This window comes from Thioalkalivibrio sp., from assembly GCF_041685615.1.
GTDB lineage: Bacteria > Pseudomonadota > Gammaproteobacteria > Ectothiorhodospirales > Ectothiorhodospiraceae > Thioalkalivibrio.
Map to the genome: position 1 here is coordinate 1 of NZ_JAWLFK010000040.1, position 21098 is coordinate 21098.

Annotated in this window: 18 protein-coding genes and 2 tRNA genes; 6 read left to right on the plus strand and 14 right to left on the minus strand. The window is 67.2% G+C overall.

Annotated features, from left to right (window positions below):
- Positions 1-1372, minus strand: a 1372-nt coding sequence (locus ACESLR_RS08935; protein ID WP_373025582.1) for a tyrosine-type recombinase/integrase, incomplete at its 3' end; no start/stop codon positions are given.
- A 106-nt stretch (positions 1373-1478) separates the two neighbouring features.
- Between ACESLR_RS08935 and ACESLR_RS08940 the strand changes: the two genes are divergently transcribed.
- A tRNA-Ser gene (locus tag ACESLR_RS08940) sits at positions 1479-1559 on the plus strand.
- Positions 1560-1823: 264 nt separating this feature from the next.
- Here the strand turns inward: ACESLR_RS08940 and ACESLR_RS08945 are convergent.
- Together ACESLR_RS08945 and pdxH are read right to left on the minus strand one after the other, a co-directional pair.
- Positions 1824-1913 (minus strand) — tRNA-Ser (locus tag ACESLR_RS08945).
- An 89-nt stretch (positions 1914-2002) separates the two neighbouring features.
- A complete protein-coding gene (pdxH, locus tag ACESLR_RS08950) occupies positions 2003-2647 on the minus strand; it encodes a pyridoxamine 5'-phosphate oxidase (protein WP_373025581.1) in 645 nt (214 codons plus the stop codon).
- Positions 2648-2766: 119 nt separating this feature from the next.
- Between pdxH and ACESLR_RS08955 the strand changes: the two genes are divergently transcribed.
- From ACESLR_RS08955 to ACESLR_RS08970, 4 genes are all read left to right on the plus strand, one after another.
- Positions 2767-4329 (plus strand): glutamate synthase-related protein, encoded by a 1563-nt coding sequence (locus ACESLR_RS08955; protein ID WP_373025580.1) that lies wholly within the window; start codon positions 2767-2769, stop codon positions 4327-4329.
- A gap of 172 nt (positions 4330-4501) precedes the next feature.
- On the plus strand, positions 4502-4846 hold the full coding sequence (locus ACESLR_RS08960) for a hypothetical protein (protein WP_373067048.1): 345 nt from the start codon (positions 4502-4504) through the stop codon (positions 4844-4846).
- A gap of 64 nt (positions 4847-4910) precedes the next feature.
- The gene (locus ACESLR_RS08965) at positions 4911-5309 is read left to right on the plus strand and encodes a globin (RefSeq protein ID WP_373025578.1); all 399 of its coding nucleotides are present in this window, start codon (positions 4911-4913) and stop codon (positions 5307-5309) included.
- A gap of 149 nt (positions 5310-5458) precedes the next feature.
- Positions 5459-7729: a YgiQ family radical SAM protein gene (locus ACESLR_RS08970; RefSeq protein ID WP_373025577.1), complete on the plus strand. Its 2271-nt coding sequence runs from the start codon at positions 5459-5461 to the stop codon at positions 7727-7729.
- A 6-nt stretch (positions 7730-7735) separates the two neighbouring features.
- Here the strand turns inward: ACESLR_RS08970 and ACESLR_RS08975 are convergent, their stop codons facing one another.
- From ACESLR_RS08975 to hpnD, 3 genes are read right to left on the minus strand one after another with little or no spacing between them, the layout of a single operon-like run.
- Positions 7736-8527 carry an SDR family NAD(P)-dependent oxidoreductase gene (locus ACESLR_RS08975; RefSeq protein WP_373025576.1) on the minus strand — a complete coding sequence of 264 codons (792 nt, stop codon included), beginning with the start codon at positions 8525-8527 and terminating at the stop codon, positions 7736-7738.
- Positions 8524-9870 (minus strand): hydroxysqualene dehydroxylase HpnE, encoded by a 1347-nt coding sequence (gene hpnE / locus ACESLR_RS08980; protein ID WP_373025575.1) that lies wholly within the window; start codon positions 9868-9870, stop codon positions 8524-8526. Before hpnE ends, ACESLR_RS08975 begins: the two co-directional genes overlap by 4 nt.
- Before the next feature lie 4 nt (positions 9871-9874).
- A complete protein-coding gene (hpnD, locus tag ACESLR_RS08985) occupies positions 9875-10735 on the minus strand; it encodes a presqualene diphosphate synthase HpnD (protein WP_373025574.1) in 861 nt (286 codons plus the stop codon).
- Positions 10736-10910: 175 nt separating this feature from the next.
- Between hpnD and hemN the strand changes: the two genes are divergently transcribed.
- The gene (gene hemN / locus ACESLR_RS08990; RefSeq protein WP_373067053.1) at positions 10911-12299 is read left to right on the plus strand and encodes an oxygen-independent coproporphyrinogen III oxidase; all 1389 of its coding nucleotides are present in this window, start codon (positions 10911-10913) and stop codon (positions 12297-12299) included.
- Here hemN and hpnC read toward each other — a convergent pair.
- The 8 genes from hpnC to ACESLR_RS09030 all read right to left on the minus strand — a co-directional run.
- The gene (gene hpnC, locus ACESLR_RS08995; protein ID WP_373025572.1) at positions 12296-13165 is read right to left on the minus strand and encodes a squalene synthase HpnC; all 870 of its coding nucleotides are present in this window, start codon (positions 13163-13165) and stop codon (positions 12296-12298) included. The two genes, hemN and hpnC, sit on opposite strands and share 4 nt — an antisense overlap.
- A 49-nt stretch (positions 13166-13214) precedes the next feature.
- Entirely contained in the window at positions 13215-13904 is a 690-nt protein-coding gene (locus tag ACESLR_RS09000; protein ID WP_373025571.1) for an HAD-IA family hydrolase, read from the minus strand.
- Entirely contained in the window at positions 13901-14653 is a 753-nt protein-coding gene (gene ubiG / locus ACESLR_RS09005) for a bifunctional 2-polyprenyl-6-hydroxyphenol methylase/3-demethylubiquinol 3-O-methyltransferase UbiG (RefSeq protein ID WP_373025570.1), read from the minus strand. The genes ACESLR_RS09000 and ubiG overlap by 4 nt, the downstream gene beginning before the upstream one ends.
- A gap of 14 nt (positions 14654-14667) precedes the next feature.
- Entirely contained in the window at positions 14668-16002 is a 1335-nt protein-coding gene (locus ACESLR_RS09010) for a TRZ/ATZ family hydrolase (RefSeq protein WP_373025569.1), read from the minus strand.
- Between the two features lie 82 nt (positions 16003-16084).
- Entirely contained in the window at positions 16085-16477 is a 393-nt protein-coding gene (locus ACESLR_RS09015; protein ID WP_373025568.1) for a DoxX family protein, read from the minus strand.
- A 130-nt stretch (positions 16478-16607) separates the two neighbouring features.
- Positions 16608-17228, minus strand: a complete 621-nt coding sequence (gene wrbA / locus ACESLR_RS09020; protein ID WP_373025567.1) for an NAD(P)H:quinone oxidoreductase — start codon at positions 17226-17228, stop codon at positions 16608-16610.
- A gap of 110 nt (positions 17229-17338) precedes the next feature.
- The gene (locus ACESLR_RS09025) at positions 17339-20131 is read right to left on the minus strand and encodes an EAL domain-containing protein (protein WP_373025566.1); all 2793 of its coding nucleotides are present in this window, start codon (positions 20129-20131) and stop codon (positions 17339-17341) included.
- 206 nt (positions 20132-20337) lie between these two features.
- The coding region (locus tag ACESLR_RS09030) for a phosphate/phosphite/phosphonate ABC transporter substrate-binding protein (protein ID WP_373067057.1) at positions 20338-21098 on the minus strand (761 nt) is incomplete at its 5' end.

Sequence of the window (21098 nt, forward strand, 5' to 3'; positions counted from 1 at the left end):
GCGTATCTCCTCTGGCTGGCTGGTTGGTCGCACTCCCATTCCAGCCGGATACGCCGCCTTCCTCAATCCCCCCCGTACACCACTTTCGACAGTAACTCGTATCGGGGCACAGGTGCCCGTAGTGGTTTTCGATCATCGCGGCGGATTTGTGCCCAGCCAGCTTGGCGACCGTTAGCAGGGGCACCCCAGCGGCCACCAGCGTCGATATGAAGTGATGCCGCAGTGCGTAGAAGGTCAGGTTATCGGGGAGCCCCCCGAGACGTTTTACGCGGCGCCAGGGCTTGCCGTGTGCCTTCTTGTCCATCCTGCGGCCCGTGACCGGTGACGGGAACACTAGACCATCCGTGGGTTTGCCCTGTTGGTCCCACCACGCGCGAACGACGGTCATAGCCTCCGGCGGCAGATCCATCTCCACACGCGCGGGCTCCGGGTGGTGGCGGGTTTTCTGCGGCACTTTCACCAGTCGCCCGAAGGACGGATTCAGTTCCAGCCAGGTCAGCGAATACAGGTCCCCCGGGCGCAGGCCGCTGTACAGACTCAGGTAGGCGAGCGGGATGAACCAGTGGGGATAGGCGAGCACATCCAGGTCGGGTAGGTCGGGCTTGCCGTGGGCCCGGCTGTTGCGGCGCTGTTGCCGGAGTTCGGCAGCGAAGGATTCCAGCCCGGCATGAAGGCGACGGATCTCGTCATCCGTCAGCAGCCGGCGGGTCGCGGCCCGGCGCTCCCTCAGTTCCTCGGTCCGCTCGGTCTCCGCGTGCTTGTCGAGGGCCACGTCCCGCAGCGGGTCATCCTCGATTGAGCCGTCCCGCACCGCCTGGCGCAACAGTGTCCGCAGGGCGCCGTATGCCCGCTTGATCGTGGCCGGGGCGCGTCCAATCTCTTCGCGCCAGGACTGCCATGTCAGCACGTCATTACGGCTCAGTGTCGCGAGGTCCCGGTCATACCAGTGTGCGAAGTTGGTTCGTAGAATCGCGAGCGTCTCGTCACCGGCTGTCCGGCGGGCCTGGTAACGGGCATACGGGCCTTCCAGGTATCCGCGCAGGGTGCGGGTGCTGGCGCTGGCCTTTTCTTCCAATGCCTGGCGTTTCCGTTGTTCCTTGTCCGCCAGCACGTCCGCGCCTTCGGTACGCCAGGCGAGCGCCTTTTCCGCCGCCTGTTGCGGCTTGAGCGCGGGGTAACGGCCGATGGTGGCGGTTCGGCGCTTGCCGGTCGGGTCGGTGTATCGGTAGCGCCAGCTTCCGCCCTTCGTCGTGCGGATCAGGTGTAGGCCGGTCACACGGTCACACCACAGGGTGGCGCGATTGCTGGCGGAATCGAGGAACCGCCGGGCGGCGGCATCCGTGATGCTGGTATCAAGGGCCTTCGCAGCCATCGGGTCACCCGTTTCGTGTCACCAATATGTGACCATGAAGGTAACACAAACGGGAACGAACGTGCCCTACCTTGCACAACGGAGGCGCGTAAGACTATGATTATAGGGGTGTTGCCCTTGGTAGGGCTGGGTATTGGTTGCCTTCACACGGCAGGGGTCACTAGTTCGAACCTAGTACCGCCCACCAGTTTCGGATCATGGAAAAGCGGCTGCGGGAAACCGGGCCGCTTTTTTTGTGCCCGGAGTGCGGCGCCAGGAACGGACGGTGACGACGTTGGCGGGCTGACTCGGTTCGCCGGGCCCGTGCTCCGGACCGGATTCTGCCGCGATGTTCTGGCGTCTCAATCCGTTGCCGCGGCCCCCAATCTTGTTCGATTTCTCGAGTTCGAATCCCTGGATCGCTGGGGCTGGAAATGCAAAAGGGGCCACTCGGGCCCCTTTGCTTCTGATCTGGCGGAGAGGGAGGGATTCGAACCCTCGGTACTCGCGAGAGTACAACGGTTTTCGAGACCGCCCCGTTCGACCGCTCCGGCACCTCTCCGTTTTTCACACCGGGCGGGGTCGAGCCGCCACGGCGGAGCGAATCCTAGCAGATTCGGTTGCCGGAGCGGTAGCGGCCCCGGAGGCTGGTTACGGCATCAGTCGGGTGATTTCCCAGTCGTTTCCGACGCGGTGATACTGGAAGCGGTCGTGCAGCCGACTGGGGCGGCCCTGCCAGAACTCGAACAGTTCCGGCCGCAGGCGGTAGCCGATCCAGGCGGGATCGCGCGGGATGTCGCCTTCCGGGTACTGTTGTTCCAGCTCGCGGACGCGTTGTTCCAGTGCGTTGCGGTCCGCCACGGGGTGGCTCTGGGTGGAGGCTGCGGCGGCCAGCTGACTCCCCCGCGGACGCTGGTGGAAATATGCGTCGGCGAGTTCGCCCGGCAGGGCGGTGACCGGCCCCTCAATGCGAATCTGGCGTTCCGTTTCGGGCCAGTAGAACAGGAGCGCGGCCCGGGCATTTTCATTGAGGTCCTGTCCCTTGCGGCTGCGCGAATCGGTGTACCACGCGAGACCTTCGGCATCGACGTGCTTGAGCAAAACAGTGCGCGCGGAGGGCTGACCATCCGCGTCGGCCGTGGCGAGGATCATGGCCGTGGGATCCGGGTTACCCGCCTCGCGGGCCGCTTCCAGCCATTCGTTGAGAAGCCCGAGCGGGTTGTCCCGGAGATCGCTGCGCCGCAGTTCCGCGTGGGTGTAGTCACGGCGGGTGTGACGATGGTCGGCAGTGGTCATGCGGTTCCCCAGGGTTGCACAAGATATTGCCATCATACGGCCGCGCGGTGGTTTCGGAAATTTGTACGACTTTCGCTGTCACAGTTGTGAGCGAACGCAACGAACGCAAGGAGCATTCGATGGCCGAACCGATTATCGCCGCTGTGGAACCCCGGGGCGTGGAGCTGAAAAAGGGCGAGGAGTACGCCTTCTGCCGCTGTGGACGTTCGCAGAACCAGCCGTTCTGCGATGGCTCGCACCAGGGTTCGGGGATCGAGCCCCTGGTGTTCACCGCGGAAGAGGACGGCGAGGCCTATCTGTGCCAGTGCAAGCAGTCCGGCAACCTTCCTTATTGTGACGGAACGCATGCGCAGTTCGACGCGGATGCCGTGGGCTCGCCGGCGAGCGAGGCGGATGCGGCCCCTGACGACGCGGATACCCAGGAGGCGGCGCCGACCCCGCGGAACAGCGAGACGGAGCCGCACGTCGAGTGGATTCACGCACTGGCCCGGGACGGTCTGGAAGGCGTGGGTCGCCATGGGACCACGGTGGCGATGGGTGTGCCGCGGGATCGCCTGCCGGGCTGGGATGGCCTGCAACTTCTGGCGGCGCAACTGGCCACGCGTCCGCTGGACGAGGACGCCGGCGTCGGTACGTCCCTGGTGATCGGGCCCGAGGCTCGGCGCCCGCTGGAGCTCAAGATCCCGCTGCTGGTGTCGGACATGAGCTTCGGGGCGCTTTCGCGCGAGGCCAAGATTGCATTGGCCCGGGGGGCCGAACGGGCCGGAACCGGCATCTGCTCGGGCGAGGGCGGGATGCTGGATGCCGAGCAGGCGGAGAACTCGCGGTACCTGTTCGAGCTGGGGCCGGCGGGGTTTGGCTACTCCGAAGGGGTCCTGGACAAGATCCAGGCGTTCCACTTCAAGGCGGGCCAGGCCGCGAAGACCGGGGTGGGGGGCGTGCTGCCGCGCAGCAAGGTCAGCGACGAGATCGCGCATGTGCGCGGGATCGAGGCCGGGCAGGATGCCCATTCGCCGGCCGCCAGTGCCGAGTTGCAGACTCCGGCCGACTTCCGCCGCTTCGCCGACGAGGTCCGCGAGAAGACGGGAGGCGTTCCCGTTGGCTTCAAGCTGTCGGCGAACCATATCGAGGCGGATCTCGCATTTGCCCTGGAGGCCGGGGCCGATTACCTGATCCTGGATGGGCGCGGCGGTGGCACGGGGGCTGCGCCGGCCCTGCTGCGCGATCACATCAGCGTGCCGACGATCCCGGCGCTGGCCCGCGCACGGCGTTTCCTGGATGCCAACGGGGCATCCGGGCGGGTCACACTGCTGGTGACTGGCGGTTTGCGCACGCCGGCGGATTTCGTGAAGGCCCTCGCGCTGGGCGCGGACGGTATCGCGCTCGCGAATTCGGCGATTCAGGCTGTGGGCTGCGTCGGGGCCCGGATATGTCATACCAACCAGTGCCCCAGCGGCGTTGCGACGCAGGATCCGAAACTGCGCCGTCGCCTCGAGCCGCAGGAAGGTGCCGAGCGGCTCGGACGCTTCCTGGACGGTTCCACGGAACTGATGAAGGTTCTGGCGCGCGCCTGCGGTCACGCCAGCCTGGAGGACTTTGGCCCCAACGACCTGACGACCTTCGACCGCGATCTGGCGCGCCTGGCCGGGATTCAGTATGCGGGCGTGCTTGGCGATACGTGACCGCTCCGGAATTCATGATGCTTGATGTACGATTGGAAGGTGGGCCGGTCCGCACCTTCCGGAGGTTCAAACTCTGACGCATCTTGATGTTCGGCAAAGCTACAAGCGCTGCCGCATGCACGAAGCCTTCCTGGCCAGGTTTCTTGCCCGGTTTCTTTCCGCGGATGTCCGTGTGGCCGAAACGCTGGGGTGTTACTCCGCCGAGCGCCAGCGGGTGATCCTCGACCAGTCCGTCCATGCGGTCCTGCATCACGAGGGGGCCGGATCGGGTGCTGCCGCCGGGATCCATCGGGTGATTCAGGTCCACAGCCAGCACGGCGAGGTCCCGATCGACCCATCGCTGTATCCGGTCTGGGTGGAGAGCCTGATTGAATCCCTGCGGGAAACCGGCCCGGACTGGAACGCGGCCCTTGAAAAGCAATGGCGCGCGGTGATTGCCCCCGTGGTGGATATCCTGGCCGAGTTGCACCTGGCCGGACCTCGCGGTTGCGGCAGAGGAGGTCTCGGCGACGTTTGATCTGGATCACGCGGTCCCGGGACAATCCCGTTAGACTCGCGATTTTTCGAAAATGGGGGACGGGATGAGCTACGCCGACGTGCACCAGAGCTACGGACGTTGCCGGCGGGCCGGCCACTTCGTGGATCGCTTTTACGAGCGCTTCCTCGCGGCTGACGAGCGAGTGGCGCAGGCATTCCGGACCACCAACTGGTCGCAGCAGAAGCGGGCCCTGGGCCAGGCGATCTCCACCGCCATCAGTTATGCGGAGGGCGAAAGCTTCGTGGCGCCGACGATGGAAAAAATGGCCGAGGTGCACAGTCGTCATGGCCGGGTGCCGGTCGAGCCGGAGCTGTACGGGATCTGGCTGAACTGCATGGTGGAGACGGCCCGCGAGGTGGACCCCCGCTGGGACGAATCCCTGGCCCAGCGCTGGCGCGGGGCACTGAGCCCTGCCATCGACCTGTTCATCGAGCGCTACTGACACAAGTCCTGCCATGAGGGGCGGCCGGGGGGCTCCGGTCCCGGTCGCGTGAAACCCCGCCCGCGGGCGTGCCCTGTTGATCTCGGGATGCGCCGGGCGTGTAATGCGCGCATTTCCTGTTGCCGGCGCCCGCCGGAAGAAGCCTGGTCATGTCCGCAGCACCCGATTCCCTGTTCGCCCGCAAGCCCTACTGGGCCAAGCGCTTCGGCACGGCGCCGTTTCTGCCGACCACGCGCGAGGAGATGGACGATCTCGGCTGGGACAGCTGCGACATCGTACTGGTGACCGGCGATGCCTACGTGGACCACCCGAGCTTCGGCATGGCAATCATCGGCCGGCTGCTGGAGGCGCAGGGCTTTCGGGTGGGCATCCTGGCCCAGCCGGACTGGACGTCGGCCGAGCCTTTCCGGGCCCTGGGCCGGCCGAACCTGTTCTTCGGCGTAACCGCCGGGAACATGGACTCGATGGTCAACCACTACACGGCGGAGCGAAAGATCCGTTCCAACGATGCGTATACGCCGGGGGACGTGCACGGCAAGCGCCCCGACCGCGCGGTGATCGTCTACGCCCAGCGCGCCCGCGAGGCGTACAAGGACGTGCCGGTCGTGGCCGGCGGGATCGAGGCGAGCCTGCGCCGGATCGCGCACTACGACTACTGGCAGGACAAGGTGCGCCGCTCCGTCTTGCTGGATTCGCGCGCCGACATCCTGCTGTTCGGCAACGCCGAGCGTGCCCTGGTGGAGCTGGCGCATCGGGTCGCGGCGGGCGAGCACCCGCGCGAAATCACGGACCTGCGCGGGACGGCCTTCCTGCGCGATGCGGTGCCCGCCGGATACGTGGAGCTGGATTCCAGCGAGGTCGATACCCCCGGACCGGTGGATGCCAACCCCGACCCCTACGCGATGGTCTCGCCGGCAGCCTGCGCCGATGCCGAGGCGCAGGATTCGCAGGCCGTCGAGGGCGGGGCAGAGGGGGGCGCGAAGGTTGTGCGCTTTCAGCGCCAGATCCCGCGTGGTACGCCGCGCGAAGAGACGGTCATCCGTATCCCCGCGTTCGAGCAGGTGAAGGGGGACGCGGTGCTGTACGCCCATGCCTCGCGGGTACTGCACCTGGAGACCAATCCCGGCAACGCGCGTGCGATCGTGCAGCGCCATGGCGACAAGGAGGTGTGGCTCAATCCGCCGCCGATCCCGTTGTCGACGCCCGAGATGGACGCGGTGTTCGATCTGCCCTATGCGCGTGCGCCGCACCCGTCCTATGGCGACGCCCGCATCCCGGCCTGGGAGATGATCCGCTTCTCGGTGAACATCATGCGCGGCTGTTTCGGCGGCTGTACGTTCTGTTCGATCACCGAACACGAAGGGCGAATCATCCAGAGCCGGTCCGAGGACAGCGTGCTGCGCGAGATCGAAGAGATCCGCGACAAGGTCGACGGGTTTACCGGGGTGATCTCGGACCTGGGCGGGCCGACCGCCAACATGTACCGGCTGGCCTGCAAGGACCCGAAGATCGAGCAGAGCTGTCGGCGGCTGTCCTGTGTGTACCCGGGCATCTGCAGCAACCTGGACACCGACCATGCACCGCTCATCCGGCTGTACCGCAAGGCGCGGGCCCTGCCGGGGATCAAGAAGATCCTGATCGCCTCGGGGCTGCGCTACGACCTTGCCATCGAGTCCCCGGAATACGTGAAGGAGCTGGTGACCCACCATGTGGGTGGCTACTTGAAGATTGCGCCGGAACATACTGAAACTGGCCCACTGTCCCGCATGATGAAGCCGGGAATGGGTACCTATGACCGGTTCAAGGCCATGTTCGAGAAGTACTCGAAGGCGGCCGGGAAGGAGCAGTACCTGATCCCGTATTTCATCGCCGCGCATCCCGGTACCACGGATCAGGACATGCTGCAGTTGGCGTTGTGGCTCAAGCGCAATGACTTTCGCGCCGACCAGGTACAGGCATTCCTGCCCAGCCCCATGGCGCTGGCCACAGCCATGTGGCACTCCGGGCGGGATCCGTTGCGGGGGATCCGGCGCAAGGCCAGCGAACGGGTCCCGGTGGCGCGGGGGGTGCGTGCGCGGCGCCTGCACAAGGCGTTCCTGCGTTACCACGACCCGAACAACTGGCCACTGCTGCGCGATGCCCTGCAACGGATGGGAAGGGCCGACCTGATCGGCAACGGGAAGCACCATCTGGTGCCGACGTGGCAGCCGGCCGGGACGGGTCAGGGATCGGCGAGGCCGTCCGCGGGTGGGCGGATTACCCGGGGCGGCAAGGCGTTGAAGAAGCGCGGTCAGACCTTCCAGACCCAGCACAATGGCGTAGAGGCTGCGGCTCGTCCGGGTGGCAAGCCGCGGGCGGCGGCGGGCAAGGTTCGCCGGAAGGGCCGTCCGGCAGGCAAACCGCCGCGGGTCCGCGGGTGAGCGGCCTCAGGACGCGGTTGGCTCGGGGGCCGGTACCTGGCCGTCCAGGCTGATGTTCAGGCCGGTGGTCGTTCGATCGCCGGGGTCGAGGAAGTACAGGTAGGGGCCGACCACCGCCTCGGGCTCCGGCAGTTGCTCCGCGTTTTCCCCCGGGTAGTGGCCGGCCCGGAAGCGGGTGCGCACGGGGCCCGTGTCGACGCCGTTGACGTGGATGAAGCGGGGCTCATTGCGATGTTCGTGCGAAAGGATGTCGATCAGGGCGTCCTGGGCCGCCTTGGCCATCCCGAAGGCACCCCAGAAGGCCTTGCGCGCGTTCTGGGTCGAGACCACGAGACTTCCGGTGGGGCTGTCCTCCAGCAGCGGGAGCACGGCCTGGGTCAGGAAGAACGGGCCGTGCAGGTTGCTGTTGATGACCTTGAACCACAGCTCCGGGTCGTAGTTCTTCATCGGCATCAGGGCACCGGCCCAGCCCGCGTTCAGCACCAGCCCGTCGAGGCGGCCCAGCGAGTCGCGGATGTTCTCCGCCAGGTCGCCGTAGTCCTTGACCGTGGCGCCTTCGAGATTCAGGGGATAGATCGCGGGTTGCGGATGGCCGGCCTGTTCGATGCGGTCGTAGACCGCCTCCAGGCCCTTGAGGTCCTTGTCCAGCAGGACGACCGTGGCACCGGCCGCGGCGCAGGCCTCGGCGACCGCGCGGCCGATGCCGTCGGCGGCCCCGGTGACGAGGATCACGCGCTGGTCAAAGGCGCCCGGCTCGGGACGATGGGCGAGGAGGCGGGGGATATCGAGGTCGGTCAAGGATGGTCCTCCAGGAACAGGTGCGCCGATTCTAGTCCAGATTGTACGGCCGCTTCGAGCGTGGACGGCAGTGCGTGGGTCAGGTAATCCCCCGCCAGATAGCAGCCGGGCCACGGCGTGCGGGCTGGCGGCCGCTGGTGATCCAGATCCACCCGGGCGTCCACCGTGGCGCGGCGCTCGCAGACGCTGTGGCCGGTTTCGGGTTTCCCCAGTTCGGGGAAGGTCCGCTCCAGCGAGCGGGCGACGGTGCGCCATCGGGCGTCCGCCGTCAACGGTTCGAGGTCTTCGGCGGTGGAGATCACGATGGCCAGCCAGTGGGGCGCGCCCGCCACGTGCCGGGGGATCAGCCACTGGCCGTGCTGGTCGAGCAGGCCCTGCAGGGCCGGGCGGTCCGCCACCGGGTGCGGGTAGCGCAGGTAAACGGTGCAGATGCTGCGGGCCCCCATGGCCGCGAGACCGTGGTGTGTGGTGTCCCAGCCGGGTTCCGACGGCAACAGGCTGGCGGTCGCGGTGGGTGGGATGGCCAGGATCAGGGCGCGTGCAGTGCTGGTCCGGCCCTGACGGTCGTGCAGTCGATAGGGGGCTTCCGGGTGTGTCGCGTCGCGCTCGATGGCCGTGATACGGCGGCCGAGTTCCACGCGCGCATCGTGCTGGCGCAGTTCGCGCAAAGCGGGTTGCGGGAACAGCTCGCCCAGGGGACACGCCGGGATCAGGAGCCGGGCCGCCTGGGGGCCGTGATTCAGGGCCAGGCGCAGGACGTTCTGGAAGATCCGGGCCGAGGCCAAACGGGTCGGGGTGTTCATCACGGCTAGGCACAGTGGATCCCACAGGCGCTGGACGAGGGCCTCGGGCTGGTGCCGCTGTCGCAGCCAGTCGAGCACCGGAAGGTCGTGCCGAACGGGGCGGTGGAGAATCGCCGCGGCGCCGATCAGAGCACGCAGCCGCATGGCGGGCGAGTGCCCGGGGAGGGACCGATAAAGGGCCGAGGCCAGGGCCGGCATCCGGGGCGAGCGTGGCTCGAGGACGAACGCCGGTGCCTGCGTCTGGCCGCGGGGGTCGAACATCCGCAGGCCGAAGGGAACGGCGTGGAAGGCCGCTGCGGGATCGATCCCGACCGCGCGGATCTGCTGCAGGGTCTGCTGGCAGGCCCCCACGAGGACGTGCTGGCCGTTGTCGAGGGCCGTGTTGTCCAGCTCCAGGCTGCGGGCGCGGCCGCCCGCGGTCCTGCCGGCCTCGATCAGGTGCACGGGCTGTCCGGCCCGCGCGAGGGCGAGTGCGGCGGTGAGACCGGCCCAGCCGGCGCCGACCACCGCGACGGGCGCTGCGGAAGAACCGGAGGCCATGGCGTCAGGCCGCGCGGCGTCGCTGCTCGCGCTTCAGACGCCGCGCGGTGCGCCAGGCGATCCAGAGCTTGCGGATCGGCGTCAGGCGCACCCGGTGCTCGAGTACACGAAACCCGTCATCCTCGATCTCGTCGAGCAGGGTACGGTAGATCGCCGCCATGATCAGGCCCGGGCGCTGGGCATAGCGGTCGCCATCGGGGAGATGTTCCTCGGCCCGGTCGTAATAGCGCCGTGCGCGTTCCGCCTGTTCGGCGAACAGGGCGCGATGGCGGTCGGCGGTGATGTTGACCTGGAATTCCTCCGGCTTGACCCCGTGCTTGCCCAGCTCATCCATCGGGATGTACACCCGGCCGCGCATGGCGTCCTCGTGCACGTCCCTCAGGATGTTGGTGAGCTGCAGCGCCATGCCGAGGTCGTGGGCGTATTTGAGCGTGCGGCGGTCGCGGTAGCCGAAGATGTGGGCGGACAGGATGCCCACGACGCTGGCCGCGCGATAGCAGTACAGCGACAGCGTGGTGAAGTCCGGATAACTGTCGTAGTCGAGATCCATCTGCATGCCGTCGATGATCTCGTCGAAATACTCGCGCCCGAGGTCGAAGGGGGCAATATGGGGCTGCAGTGCCTGGGTGATGGGGTGGCGGGGTTCGCCGGCGAACAGGCGTTCGATCTCCTGGCGCCACCAGTCCAGCTTGGTGCGGGCGATGCTTTCCTCGCTGACCTCGTCGACGATGTCGTCCACCTCCCGGCAGAAGGCGTAGAGCGCGGTGATCGCGCGACGGCGGTCCGGCTCCAGGAAGCGGAAGGCGTAGTAGAAGCTGGAGCCGCTCCGGGCGGCCTTCTCCTCGCAATACTCGTCGGGGGACATGCGCTCTCGCGTGGCGGCTGTCGTACAGGGAGGGAAGGCTAGCACAGGCAACGCGAAGGGCGGGATATGGCCCCCGAAAGCGGATTGTTGACCTGTATCAAGCCGGGTATCGGGGTCTGGCCGTAGCCTGTGGGAATCTGAAGCCGTAGGGCGGCGTATGGCCGAGGGGAACCCGATGGAACAACGCCTGGTATTTGATCCGGAGATCCTGCGTCGATACGACGTGAGCGGGCCCCGCTACACGTCGTATCCCACGGCCCCCCAGTTTCACGAGGGCCTCGACGACCGGGCGTATGCCGAGGCGGCGCAGTCGACCAACGGGGCGGAACCGGCGCGCCCGCTGTCGCTGTACGTGCATGTCCCGTTCTGCGACACGGTCTGCTTCTATTGCGCCTGCAACAAGGTGGTCACCGGCAATTACCAGCGCGCGCAGCGCTATCTTCACTATCTGGAGCGCGAAGCCGAGTTGCAGGGCGAGCTGTTCGATTGGGATCGCAGGGTGGGTCAGCTGCATTTTGGCGGTGGCACGCCGACCTATCTCGGGGACGAGGATCTGCGTCGGGTCATGGAGATACTGGGCCGCCACTTCCGGCTCGATGACAGCGACGCGCGCGAATTCTCCATCGAGATCGATCCGCGCGCAGTCCGCCCCGGCACGATCCCCCTCCTGGGCGAGCTGGGGTTCAACCGCATCAGTCTCGGGGTGCAGGATTTCGATCCGGACGTGCAGCGGGCGGTGAACCGCATTCAGCCCTTCGAGGTGACGGCGAAGGCCGTTGAACAGGCCCGGGCCAATGGTTTCGAGTCCACCAACTTCGACCTGATCTACGGCCTGCCGCTGCAGACGGTGGAGACCTACACCCGCACCCTGGAACGCGCCCTCGAGCTGCGACCGGAGCGCCTGGCGATCTACAACTACGCCCACCTGCCGCAGATGTTCAAGACCCAGCGCCAGATCCGCGAGGCCGACCTACCCGATGCCGCGGAAAAGCTCGCCATCCTCGAGACCACGATCGAGCGGCTGACCGATGTCGGCTATGTCTACATTGGCATGGATCACTTCGCCCTGCCGGACGACGAACTGGCCGAGGCCCAGCGTGCCGGTACGCTGCAGCGGAATTTCCAGGGGTACTCCACGCGCGCGGAGTACGACCTGGTGGCCCTGGGGCCGACCGCCATCGGGAAGGTCGGCGCGACCTACAGCCAGAACCTGCGCGAGCTGGACGCCTACTACGCGCGCCTGGATGCCGGGCGCCTCCCGGTCTTTCGCGGGCTGGCGCTGAGCGCCGACGACCGTTTGCGCCGCGACGTTATCAGTGAACTGATGTGCCACTCGCGCGTTGATTTTGCCGCGATCGAGGCGCGTCACGGCATCGTATTCGGCGAGGTGTTCGGCGATGCGCTGCGACGGCTGCAGGGCATGGAGGCCGACGGCCTCGTGCGCATCGCAAGGGGCCGTCTGGATGTGCTGCCGCGCGGCCGCCTGCTTCTGCGCAACGTGGCCATGGCCTTCGACGCCTACCTGGCCACCGAAGGCCAGCAGCGGTACAGCAAGGTGGTCTAGCGTGTCCGTGCGCGCCGGCGCGGACGCAGGCTGTGGCTCAGGATGATCCAGGCGTCGCGGGTGCGCAGGCGCGGGCGGGCGAAGACGTCATTCTGTTGGCGCAGGCGCCAGAGGATGCGCGCGCCACCGTTGATGATGGCCCGGATTTCCAGTCCCATGCGCCCGCGCAGCATGCTGCCCAGGGGGGCGCCGGCCCGCAGCAGGCGGTCCGCGCGGGCGTACTGGAACTGCATCAGGTTGCGTAGCTGGAAGGTGGTCTGTCCGGCCGCGATCATCGCCTCGGTGATGCCGTACTGGTCCATCTCCTCCTGCGGCAGGTAGATCCGGTTGTTCTCCTGAAGGTCCTGCTGCAGGTCCTGGTAGAAGTTGATCAGCTGCAGGGCGGAGCAAATCGCATCCGAATGGCCCAGCATCTCCTCGGTGGGATCACCATTGAGGTGCAGCAGCAACCGGCCGACGGGGTTGGCCGAACGCCGGCAGTAGTCGATCACCTCACCGAAGGTGGCGTAACGGGATTGTTCGAGGTCCTGCAGAAAGGCGTCGATCAGGTCGGAGAACGGTGCCGCCGGGAGGTTGAAGCGGGCGCGGGCGTCGGCCAGTGCGATCCACTCCGGCTCGTGTTCGGCGGTCGGGTCCTCCAGGATCTGGACGTGTTCCTGCATCGCCAGCAGGGCCTGGCGCCGTTCGGCGACCGGACGCGGGTCCTCGTCGGCCAGGTCGTCGGCATCGCGGGCAAAGCAGTAGACCGCCGCGATCGGCCCGCGCAGGCGTCCGGGCAGCAGCCAGGAGGCGACGGGGAAGTTCTCGTAATGCGCCGCGGCGCGCTGGCGGCAGTGGCGGTAGGCCGAACGGACATGCGGCGACATCGCGACTCAGGCCTCCTGGCCGCCGCGCGGGAGGGCGGGGCCGGCCGACTCAGCCTGCAAGGCTGTGCTCCGGGGCGGGGGCGCCGGTGTACCAGGCCCAGAAGTCTCCGGGTTCCTCCAGGGCGGCGTCGGCGCCCCATTGATCCGGATGTTGGTCGGCATTGATGTAGCCCCAGTTGGCGATCAGCGTGGGCATGCCGGCGGCCCGTCCGGCGGCGATGTCGCGTTCGGCGTCGCCCCAGTAGCAGTGGTGTTCCGGGGGCAGTCCGGTCTGGCGCGCAGCCAGCCACATGGGTTCAGGCTCGGGCTTGCGCTGCGGCAGGGTGTCGCCGCTGACGACGGCCGCCATGCGCGTATGGAGCCCGAGGGCCTCGAGCAGCGGATCGGTGAGCCAGCCCGGCTTGTTGGTAACGACCCCGACGGACCAGCCGCGCGCGTCGCAGGCCTCCAGCAGCTCGGCGAGCCCGGGAAACAGGGCCGTGGCTCGGCACAGGTCGCGGGCGTAGATCTCCAGGTAGCGTTTCTTTAGATGCTCCGTGAAGCGGGGGTCGGCATCGGGGAACGCGAGTGCCACCAGGGCCTGCGAGCCGTGGGAGACATGGTTCCGCACGGCGTGGAACGGGAGCGGCGCGCGATCGTGCTCGGCCATCAACGTGACCAGCGCTGCATGCATGTCCGGGGCGGTATCCAGCAGGGTCCCGTCGAGGTCGAACAGGACCGATCCGAGTTCGCGGGTCATTCGTCGCTGCCGGCGTCGCCGCGGCGGGCGGCCATCAGGTAATTCACGTCGGTGCGGGCGACCAGGCGATAACGCCCGCTCAGGGGCGAATAGGTCAGGCCGGTCATCGCGGTGACCTCGAAGCCGTGACGGCGCAGGGCGGCGCCCAGTTCGGAGGGGCGGATGAAGCGGCCGTATTCATGGGTGCCGGTGGGCAGCATGTGCAGGATGTATTCCGCCCCCAGGATTGCCTCGGCGAAGGCGCGTGGCGTGCGGTTGATGGTGGACAGGAACAGCCACCCGCCGGGGCGCACGAGCTTCACCAGCGCGTCGATGACCGCGTCCGGATCGGGTACGTGTTCCAGCATCTCCAGGCAGGTCACCACATCGTAGTCACCGGCGTGATGTTCGGCGTGTTCCTCGGCGGTGGTGTGGAGGTAGGGGATCTCCAGCCCGGCCCCCGTCGCGTGTTCGCGGGCGACCTCAAGGTGTTCGGCGCCGGCGTCCAGTGCGGTGACTTGCGCGCCGCGCACGGCCATTGCCTCGGAGAGGATGCCGGCGCCGCAGCCAACGTCCAGTACCTTCTTGCCGGCGAGGTCCGCCTGACCGTCGATCCACTCCAGGCGCAGCGGGTTGATCGCGTGCAGCGTGGCGAACGGGCCCTGAGGGTCCCACCACTCGTGCGCCCGGTGCGTGAACTTGTGGATCTCGGCACTATCGACGTTCGTGTGCGCCTGGGACTGCGGCTCGGAATGGGATTCGGGGCTCATGGGGTCGGTCTCGCTCAGGCAGTGGGCGGCTGGGTTGCCAGCACCCGGATGCGCCAGTCATCGGCTTCGGCGCGGAGGTCCTGCGGGTCCAGCGTAAGCAGTTCGCGGTTGCGGAGCAACGGCCGGCCGGCCACGTAGACATCGCGCACGGCATCGCGGGTTGCCGCGTACACGATCTGCGCGCTGGGATCGTGTGCGGGCTGCAGTTCCAGGGCCTGTAGGTCCACGGCGACCACATCGGCCTGCTTGCCGGGCTCCAGCGACCCGATCCGATCCCCCAGACCCAGGGCCCTGGCACTCCCGAGGGTGGCCATTTCCAGTGCGGCGGTGGCGGGCAGGGCGGCCGCATCCCCGCTGACGCCCTTGGCGAGCAGGGCGGCGGTGCGCATCTCCCCGATCATGTCGAGGTCGTTGTTCGAGGCGGTGCCGTCGGTGCCCAGGGCCATGTTGATGCCGGCGTCCTGCAGGCGCGTGACCGGACAGAAGCCGGAGGCCAGTTTCAGGTTCGACTCCGGGCAGTGGGCGATGGACACCGGGCGGTCGCGCAGCAGGTCCAGGTCAGACGCGTCCACCTGGGTCATGTGCACAGCGATGAAAGGCTGGTCCAGCATGCCGAGGCGCGCCAGGCGTGTGAGGGGGCGTTCGCCCTGCTCGCGCAGGGCGTCGGCCACCTCGCTGGCCGTCTCGTGGATGTGGATATGGATGGGCGCGTTCAGCTCGCGAGCCCGTTCGGCGACACGCTCCAGGCTCGCGTCGCCAACGGTGTAGGGCGCGTGCGGGGCCACGTTGAAGGCGATCCTGTCATGCTGCCCCCATGTGGCCACCACATCGGCGCCCCGCTGGAAGTACTCGTCGGCGGTGCAGGCCCAGGGGGTGGGGAAATCGAAAACGGTCAGGCCCAGCGAGGCGCGGATCCCGGTCTCGTCGACCACCCGCGCGGCATCCTCCACGAACAGGTACATGTCGCTGAAGCAGGTCGTGCCACCACGCAGCATCTCGGCGATGGAGAGCCGGGTGCCGGCGCGCACGAACTCGGGCGAGAGCAGCTTCCCCTCGGCCGGCCAGATAAAGCCCTTGAGCCATTCCATCAACGGGCGGTCGCTGCCGATGCCGCGCAGCAGACTCATCCCGGAGTGGGTGTGGGCGTTCACCAGGCCGGGGATCAGGATCTGTCCGGGGTGATCGCGGTACTCGGCATCGGGATGGTTGGCGCGCGCGGTCGCCTGTGGTTCGATCGCGTGGATCGTTCCGTCGCGGATGATCAGGGCGTGGTCTTGCAGGAGGGTGTCGCGGGGGACAACCGGAAGGATCTGTGGGGCAGCGAGGATCAGCGTCTGGGTATTGCTCATGGCGGACGGTCTGCGCGGGGATCAGGGTCGCGCATGGTACCCGAAAGGGGCGGCATTGCGCCGCCCCGGGTTGCCGTGATGACTACAGGCGATTGATCGCGAACCGGCCGGGACCAGCCAGGGCCAGGGCGATCGCCGCGAACAGGAACATGCCCTGCAGTTCAAGGGCCCAGCCGCCGGTGCCGGTGAGCTGGAAGATCTCGTGGGTATGCGCCAGACCGATGGCGAAGACCATGTTGATGGCAATGATCACGGCGCCAATGCGGGAATACAGGCCGATGATCACGAGGATCGGGGCGAGAATCTCGCCGATGTAGACGCCATAGGCAAGGATTGCAGGGAGCCCCGCATCGGTCAGCATGCCTTCGATACCGCTGACGCCGCCGCTGAGCTTGGCGATACCGTGCAGCAGGATCATGATGCCGAGGGCGAGGCGCAGGATGAGCTTGCCGCTGTCGTCGAGGGTGTGGTCCATGTCGATACTCTCCTTGTAGCAGGCGGGCCGGGCCCGCGTTGTGACCCGGGGAAAGCGACCCCGGGTTGGGTTCAGCATAGGCTACCAGCCGGCGGACACGCGGCGACCACCGGCTGCTGGACCGGCTCGGTCAGCCGGCCTCGCGCCCCAGGCGCTGGGCCCGTGCAACCTCGGCCACGTGACGCCCCTGGGAGGCGGCCATGCCCAGTTCGTTTTCGCTCGGCTGGCGCGAGCCGTCGCCGTCGGCCAGGGTGGTCGCCCCGTAAGGTGTGCCGCCGGAGACCTCACTGACATCGAGCAGGCGCTTCTCGGTGTAGGGTAGACCAACCACGGTCATGCCGAAGTGCAGGAGATTGACGATGGTGGAGACCAGTGTCGTCTCCTGGCCCCCGTGTTGCGACGCGGTGGAACCGAAGACGCTGCCGACCTTCCCGACCAGCTTGTCGCCGAACCACAGGGCCCCGGTCTGGTCGAGGAAGTTCGCCATCTGCGCGGCCATGCGGCCGAAACGGGTCGGGGTGCCGATAATGATGGCGTCGTAGTCCGCCAGTTCTTCCGGTCTGGCGATGGGCGCGGCCTGGTCGAGCTTGGCGCCCGCGTTGCGGGCCACCTCGTCCGGCATCAGCTCGGGTACGCGCTTGATGGTGACCACGGTATCCGGGACCTCCCGGGCGCCCTGGGCGACGGCTTCGGCCATTTGCTCGATGTGGCCCCAGGTGGAGTAGTACAGGATCAGGATCTTGGTGTTCATGGGTCGACGTGCCTCCGCTCGTCAGGAATGGAATACCCGGTAGCCTAGATCCGATTTATACGAATGAAAATGCCGAAAATCGGCCCTTCATATTCGATTAAATCGAACAGTCAGCGATTCGCGGCCGGGTGGCCATTACCGGATTGGCGCAGCACCAGCGCCTCGAACGTTGCCAGGGTGTCGGGGTGGCCGTACAGGTAGCCCTGGAAGTGGCGACAGCCAAGGCCGAAGAGGAAGGCGCGCTGCTGGTCGTTCTCCACGCCCTCGGCGATCACGTCGAGGTCGAGGGTGTGGGCGAGATTGACCACCATCTGCGCGATGGCGGCGTCATTCGGGTCGTCCAGCACATCGCGGACGAAGGACTGGTCGATCTTGAGCTGCGCCAGAGGGAGGCGCTTGAGGTAGGCAAGCGATGAGTACCCGGTGCCGAAGTCGTCGAGAGAGAACTCGACCCCCAGGGTGCGCAGCTCCTCGATGTGGGCGATCACGGTCTCCACGTTTTCCAGAAGCATGCTCTCGGTCAGTTCGAGCTTCAGGCGGTTCCCGGGGGCGCCGGTCTCTTCGAGGATATGGGCCAGGTCGCGCACGAAGTGGCGGTGGCGGAACTGGCGGGCGCTGACGTTGACCGACAGTGTCAGGTCGCGGAACGCGGACTGGTGGCGCCAGGCGGCCAGTTGCTGGCAGGCGGCGCGCATCACCTGGCGTCCGATCGGGACGATCAGGCCGGTCTGTTCGGCCACCGGGATGAATTCGCCGGGCGAGATCGCCCCGCGGGTGGCATGAATCCAGCGGAGCAGGAGCTCGGCGCCGATGACGCGGCCGGAGGCGTCCACCTGGGGCTGGAAGTGCACGCTGAAGTCGTCGCCGTCGAGGGCATGGCGCAGCTCGCTTTCGAGTTCGAAGCGGGCCTCCACGGCCCGGTGAAGTTCGGGGTCGTAGAAACGCACGGTGTTGCGACCGGCGTTCTTCGCCCGATACATCGCGAGGTCGGCCTGCTTCAGGATCTCCTCCACGCCGAGGCTGCGCCCGCTGAACAGGGTGGCCCCGATACTCGGGGTGATGTGGCGTTTCTGGCCGGCCAGCTCGAAGGGTTCGTGCAGGATGTCGATCAGCTTGCGCCCGACCGCCTCGGCCTGGGTGGCGGCGCGGGCCGGGTCGGCGTGGAGATCGTTGAGGATGACCACGAACTCGTCGCCGCCGAGCCGGGCCAGAGTGTCCGCCTCGCGGACCGAGTCCTGCATGCGCTCGGCGACCTGGCGCAGCAGGTCGTCGCCCACGGCGTGTCCGAGGGTGTCGTTGATGTCCTTGAAATTGTCGAGATCGATAAACAGCAAGGCACCGTGTAGGTGGCTGCGCTCCGTGTTGCCGAGGGCCTGGCCCAGGCGGTCGTGCAGCAGGGTGCGGTTGGGCAGGTGGGTCAGCCCGTCGAAGAAGGCCAGACGACGGATTTCGTCCTCGGCCTGCTTGCGATCGGAGATGTCGGTCATCGTGCCGAATGTGGCCATGACCTGCCCGTGATCGTCGAAACGGGCGCTGGCGTAGACGCTGACCCAGCGGATATCCCCATCCAGGGTTTGCAGACGAATCTCGTCGGACTGGGCGTCGGAACCGCCCTCCAGCAGCGTGGTGCAGAAGCTGCGCGCGTCGTCGTGGTCCTCGGGTGCGACGAAGTCGCACATCGGGCGCCCCAGGGTCTCTTCCACGCTGAAGCCCGTCAGATTTTCCCAGGCCGGGTTGAGCAGGGTCCAGCGGCCATTCGCGTCGGTCCGGAAGATCACCTCGGAGATATGGTCCACCACGTCCCGGTAGCGATTCTCGCTCTCGGCCAGGGCATCCGTGGTGCGCCGGTGGCTGGTGATGTCCAGTGTCAGCCCGCGCAGACTCGCGCGGCCGTCGTCATCCGTGGCCCAGGAGAGAATGTCGCGCAGCCAGATCCACTGGCCGTCGCGATGGGCAAAGCGGTAGTCCACGGTACGCGACTGGTTCCGGCTCTCCCGGGTGGCGTTCTGTACTCGCGGCAGATCGCTCGGATGGATGTGGCGGGTCCGCAGTTCGCCGCGGCTCAGGCTCCGGGCGGGGAAGCCCAGCAGGCGCCGGGTATCACCGGCCACGAATTCCCATTCGTGCGTGGCGGGGTTGGACTCCCACAGGATGGCGTTGGCGCCCCCCAGCATGGACTCCAGGCGCGCGACCGAGCGGTTGAGCTGCTGGTTCTGCTGTTCCAGTGTCGCCTGGGTGGTGCCCAGATGGGCCGCGACATCGTTGAAGGTGCGCGCCAGATCCCCGAACTCGTCGTGCGACCGTACCCGGATGCGGTGGTCCAGGCGGCCGGCTTCCAGGGCCTTGCCGCCCAGGTTCAGCAGGCGCAGGCGGTGAGTGACGATCAGGCTGAAGATGACGGCGGCGAGCATCGATAGCAGCAGGACCACAAGCGCGAGCAGGACATTGCGCTCCAGCAGGTCGGCGGAGAGGGTGTCGATGGCGTCGGTGGAATAGCCGACCGCCAGGGTGCCGAGAGGCTGGTCGGCCAGTTCGATGTCGCGGAGGATCTCGATCTGTCCGGGAGTGGTATGGATTCCGTCGGCACGGTCCGGCATCGCATCCGGCGAGATGCCTACCGAGGCCATGGGCTGGTCCTGGGTGTCGAGCACCACGGCGTAGAGGACGTGGGAATCGTCCGCGACCAGGTCCAGAAGGTCCTGCAGCATGGCCGGGTCGGCGTAGGCCAGCCCGGGGGTCAGCGCGCTGGACAGCAGGCGGCCCTGCTGTTCGGCAAAACGCTCGAGCATCTGCGACTGATTCTGCTGCACCTGGGAGATGCCGCTGAACATCAGTACTGCCACCATCGCGACCTGGATCGCGACCGTGCCGATAATGATCTGCCAGGCGAAATTCAGGCGCATGCAGGCCTGGTTCCGCCTCGGCCGGGCGAAACGGTTATGGACGGGCCGAAATCGGTGGGATCCAGGCCGGGCAGGGTCATGGAGTATCCGGGGCGCGTGCGCGCCCGTCTCTTGTGGTGCGACGGGAATCGGGGCCAACGCTCGTGATTCTACCGGACCCGGCAGTCGATGCCCATACGCAGGCGTGTTGGGCCGGGTTACGGCGGTCAATCATCCGTGGTTCCGAGCGATGGAAGTTTCCGGTGGTACGCCTTCTGGGCAAAAGCTCGAAAGTCGGTTTCCTCGACGGCCATGAAGCCCCGGTGCCGTATGCCGCGCAGTACCTGCTGGCCCCGGGTCGTGTCCTGCAGAGCGCGTAGACGTTCCGTCAGGTCCGGGGCTTTCGCAAGCAACTCCTGGCGGGCCAGCAGGGTCATTCCCGGAAAGCTGGGCGAGGCTGAAATGACCCGTACAAGTGTCCCGTCGCCGAGCGACATCGAAGGCGTCGCGGCGCGACGTTGCGTGTCGACCAGGTCGCCATCCGTGACCAGAACCAGGCCTTCCGCCTCGCCACGGAGGAAGGTCGTGACGGCGGCGCTGTGATGGTGATGGTGGCGGACGTTCGGCGGGTCAGATCCTTCTGGCCACACAATTTCCGAGAGCGTCTGACTCAGGAAGGCCGCAGCAAGGCTCTCCTCGAAAGGCGCCGCGATGCGGACGTTCGCGAGGTCCTCGACGGTGTGGATGTTTGACTCGGGAGGCACGGCAATCAGGATTGCCAATCGATCCCGGGTCGCGGCCACGGGACGATAGTCTGTCTCTTCCTCAAGGATGGGTACCACGTGCGGTGACGTAAAGACCAGGTCGTAGCGTTCGGCGGAGAGCCTGCGGTGAAATACATCGCGTGTGCGCGCCGACTCAATCCGGACGGGGACTCCAAGCTCCGTGGCGAGCCAGTCACGCAGTGGGGCATAGCGTTCAAACAGTG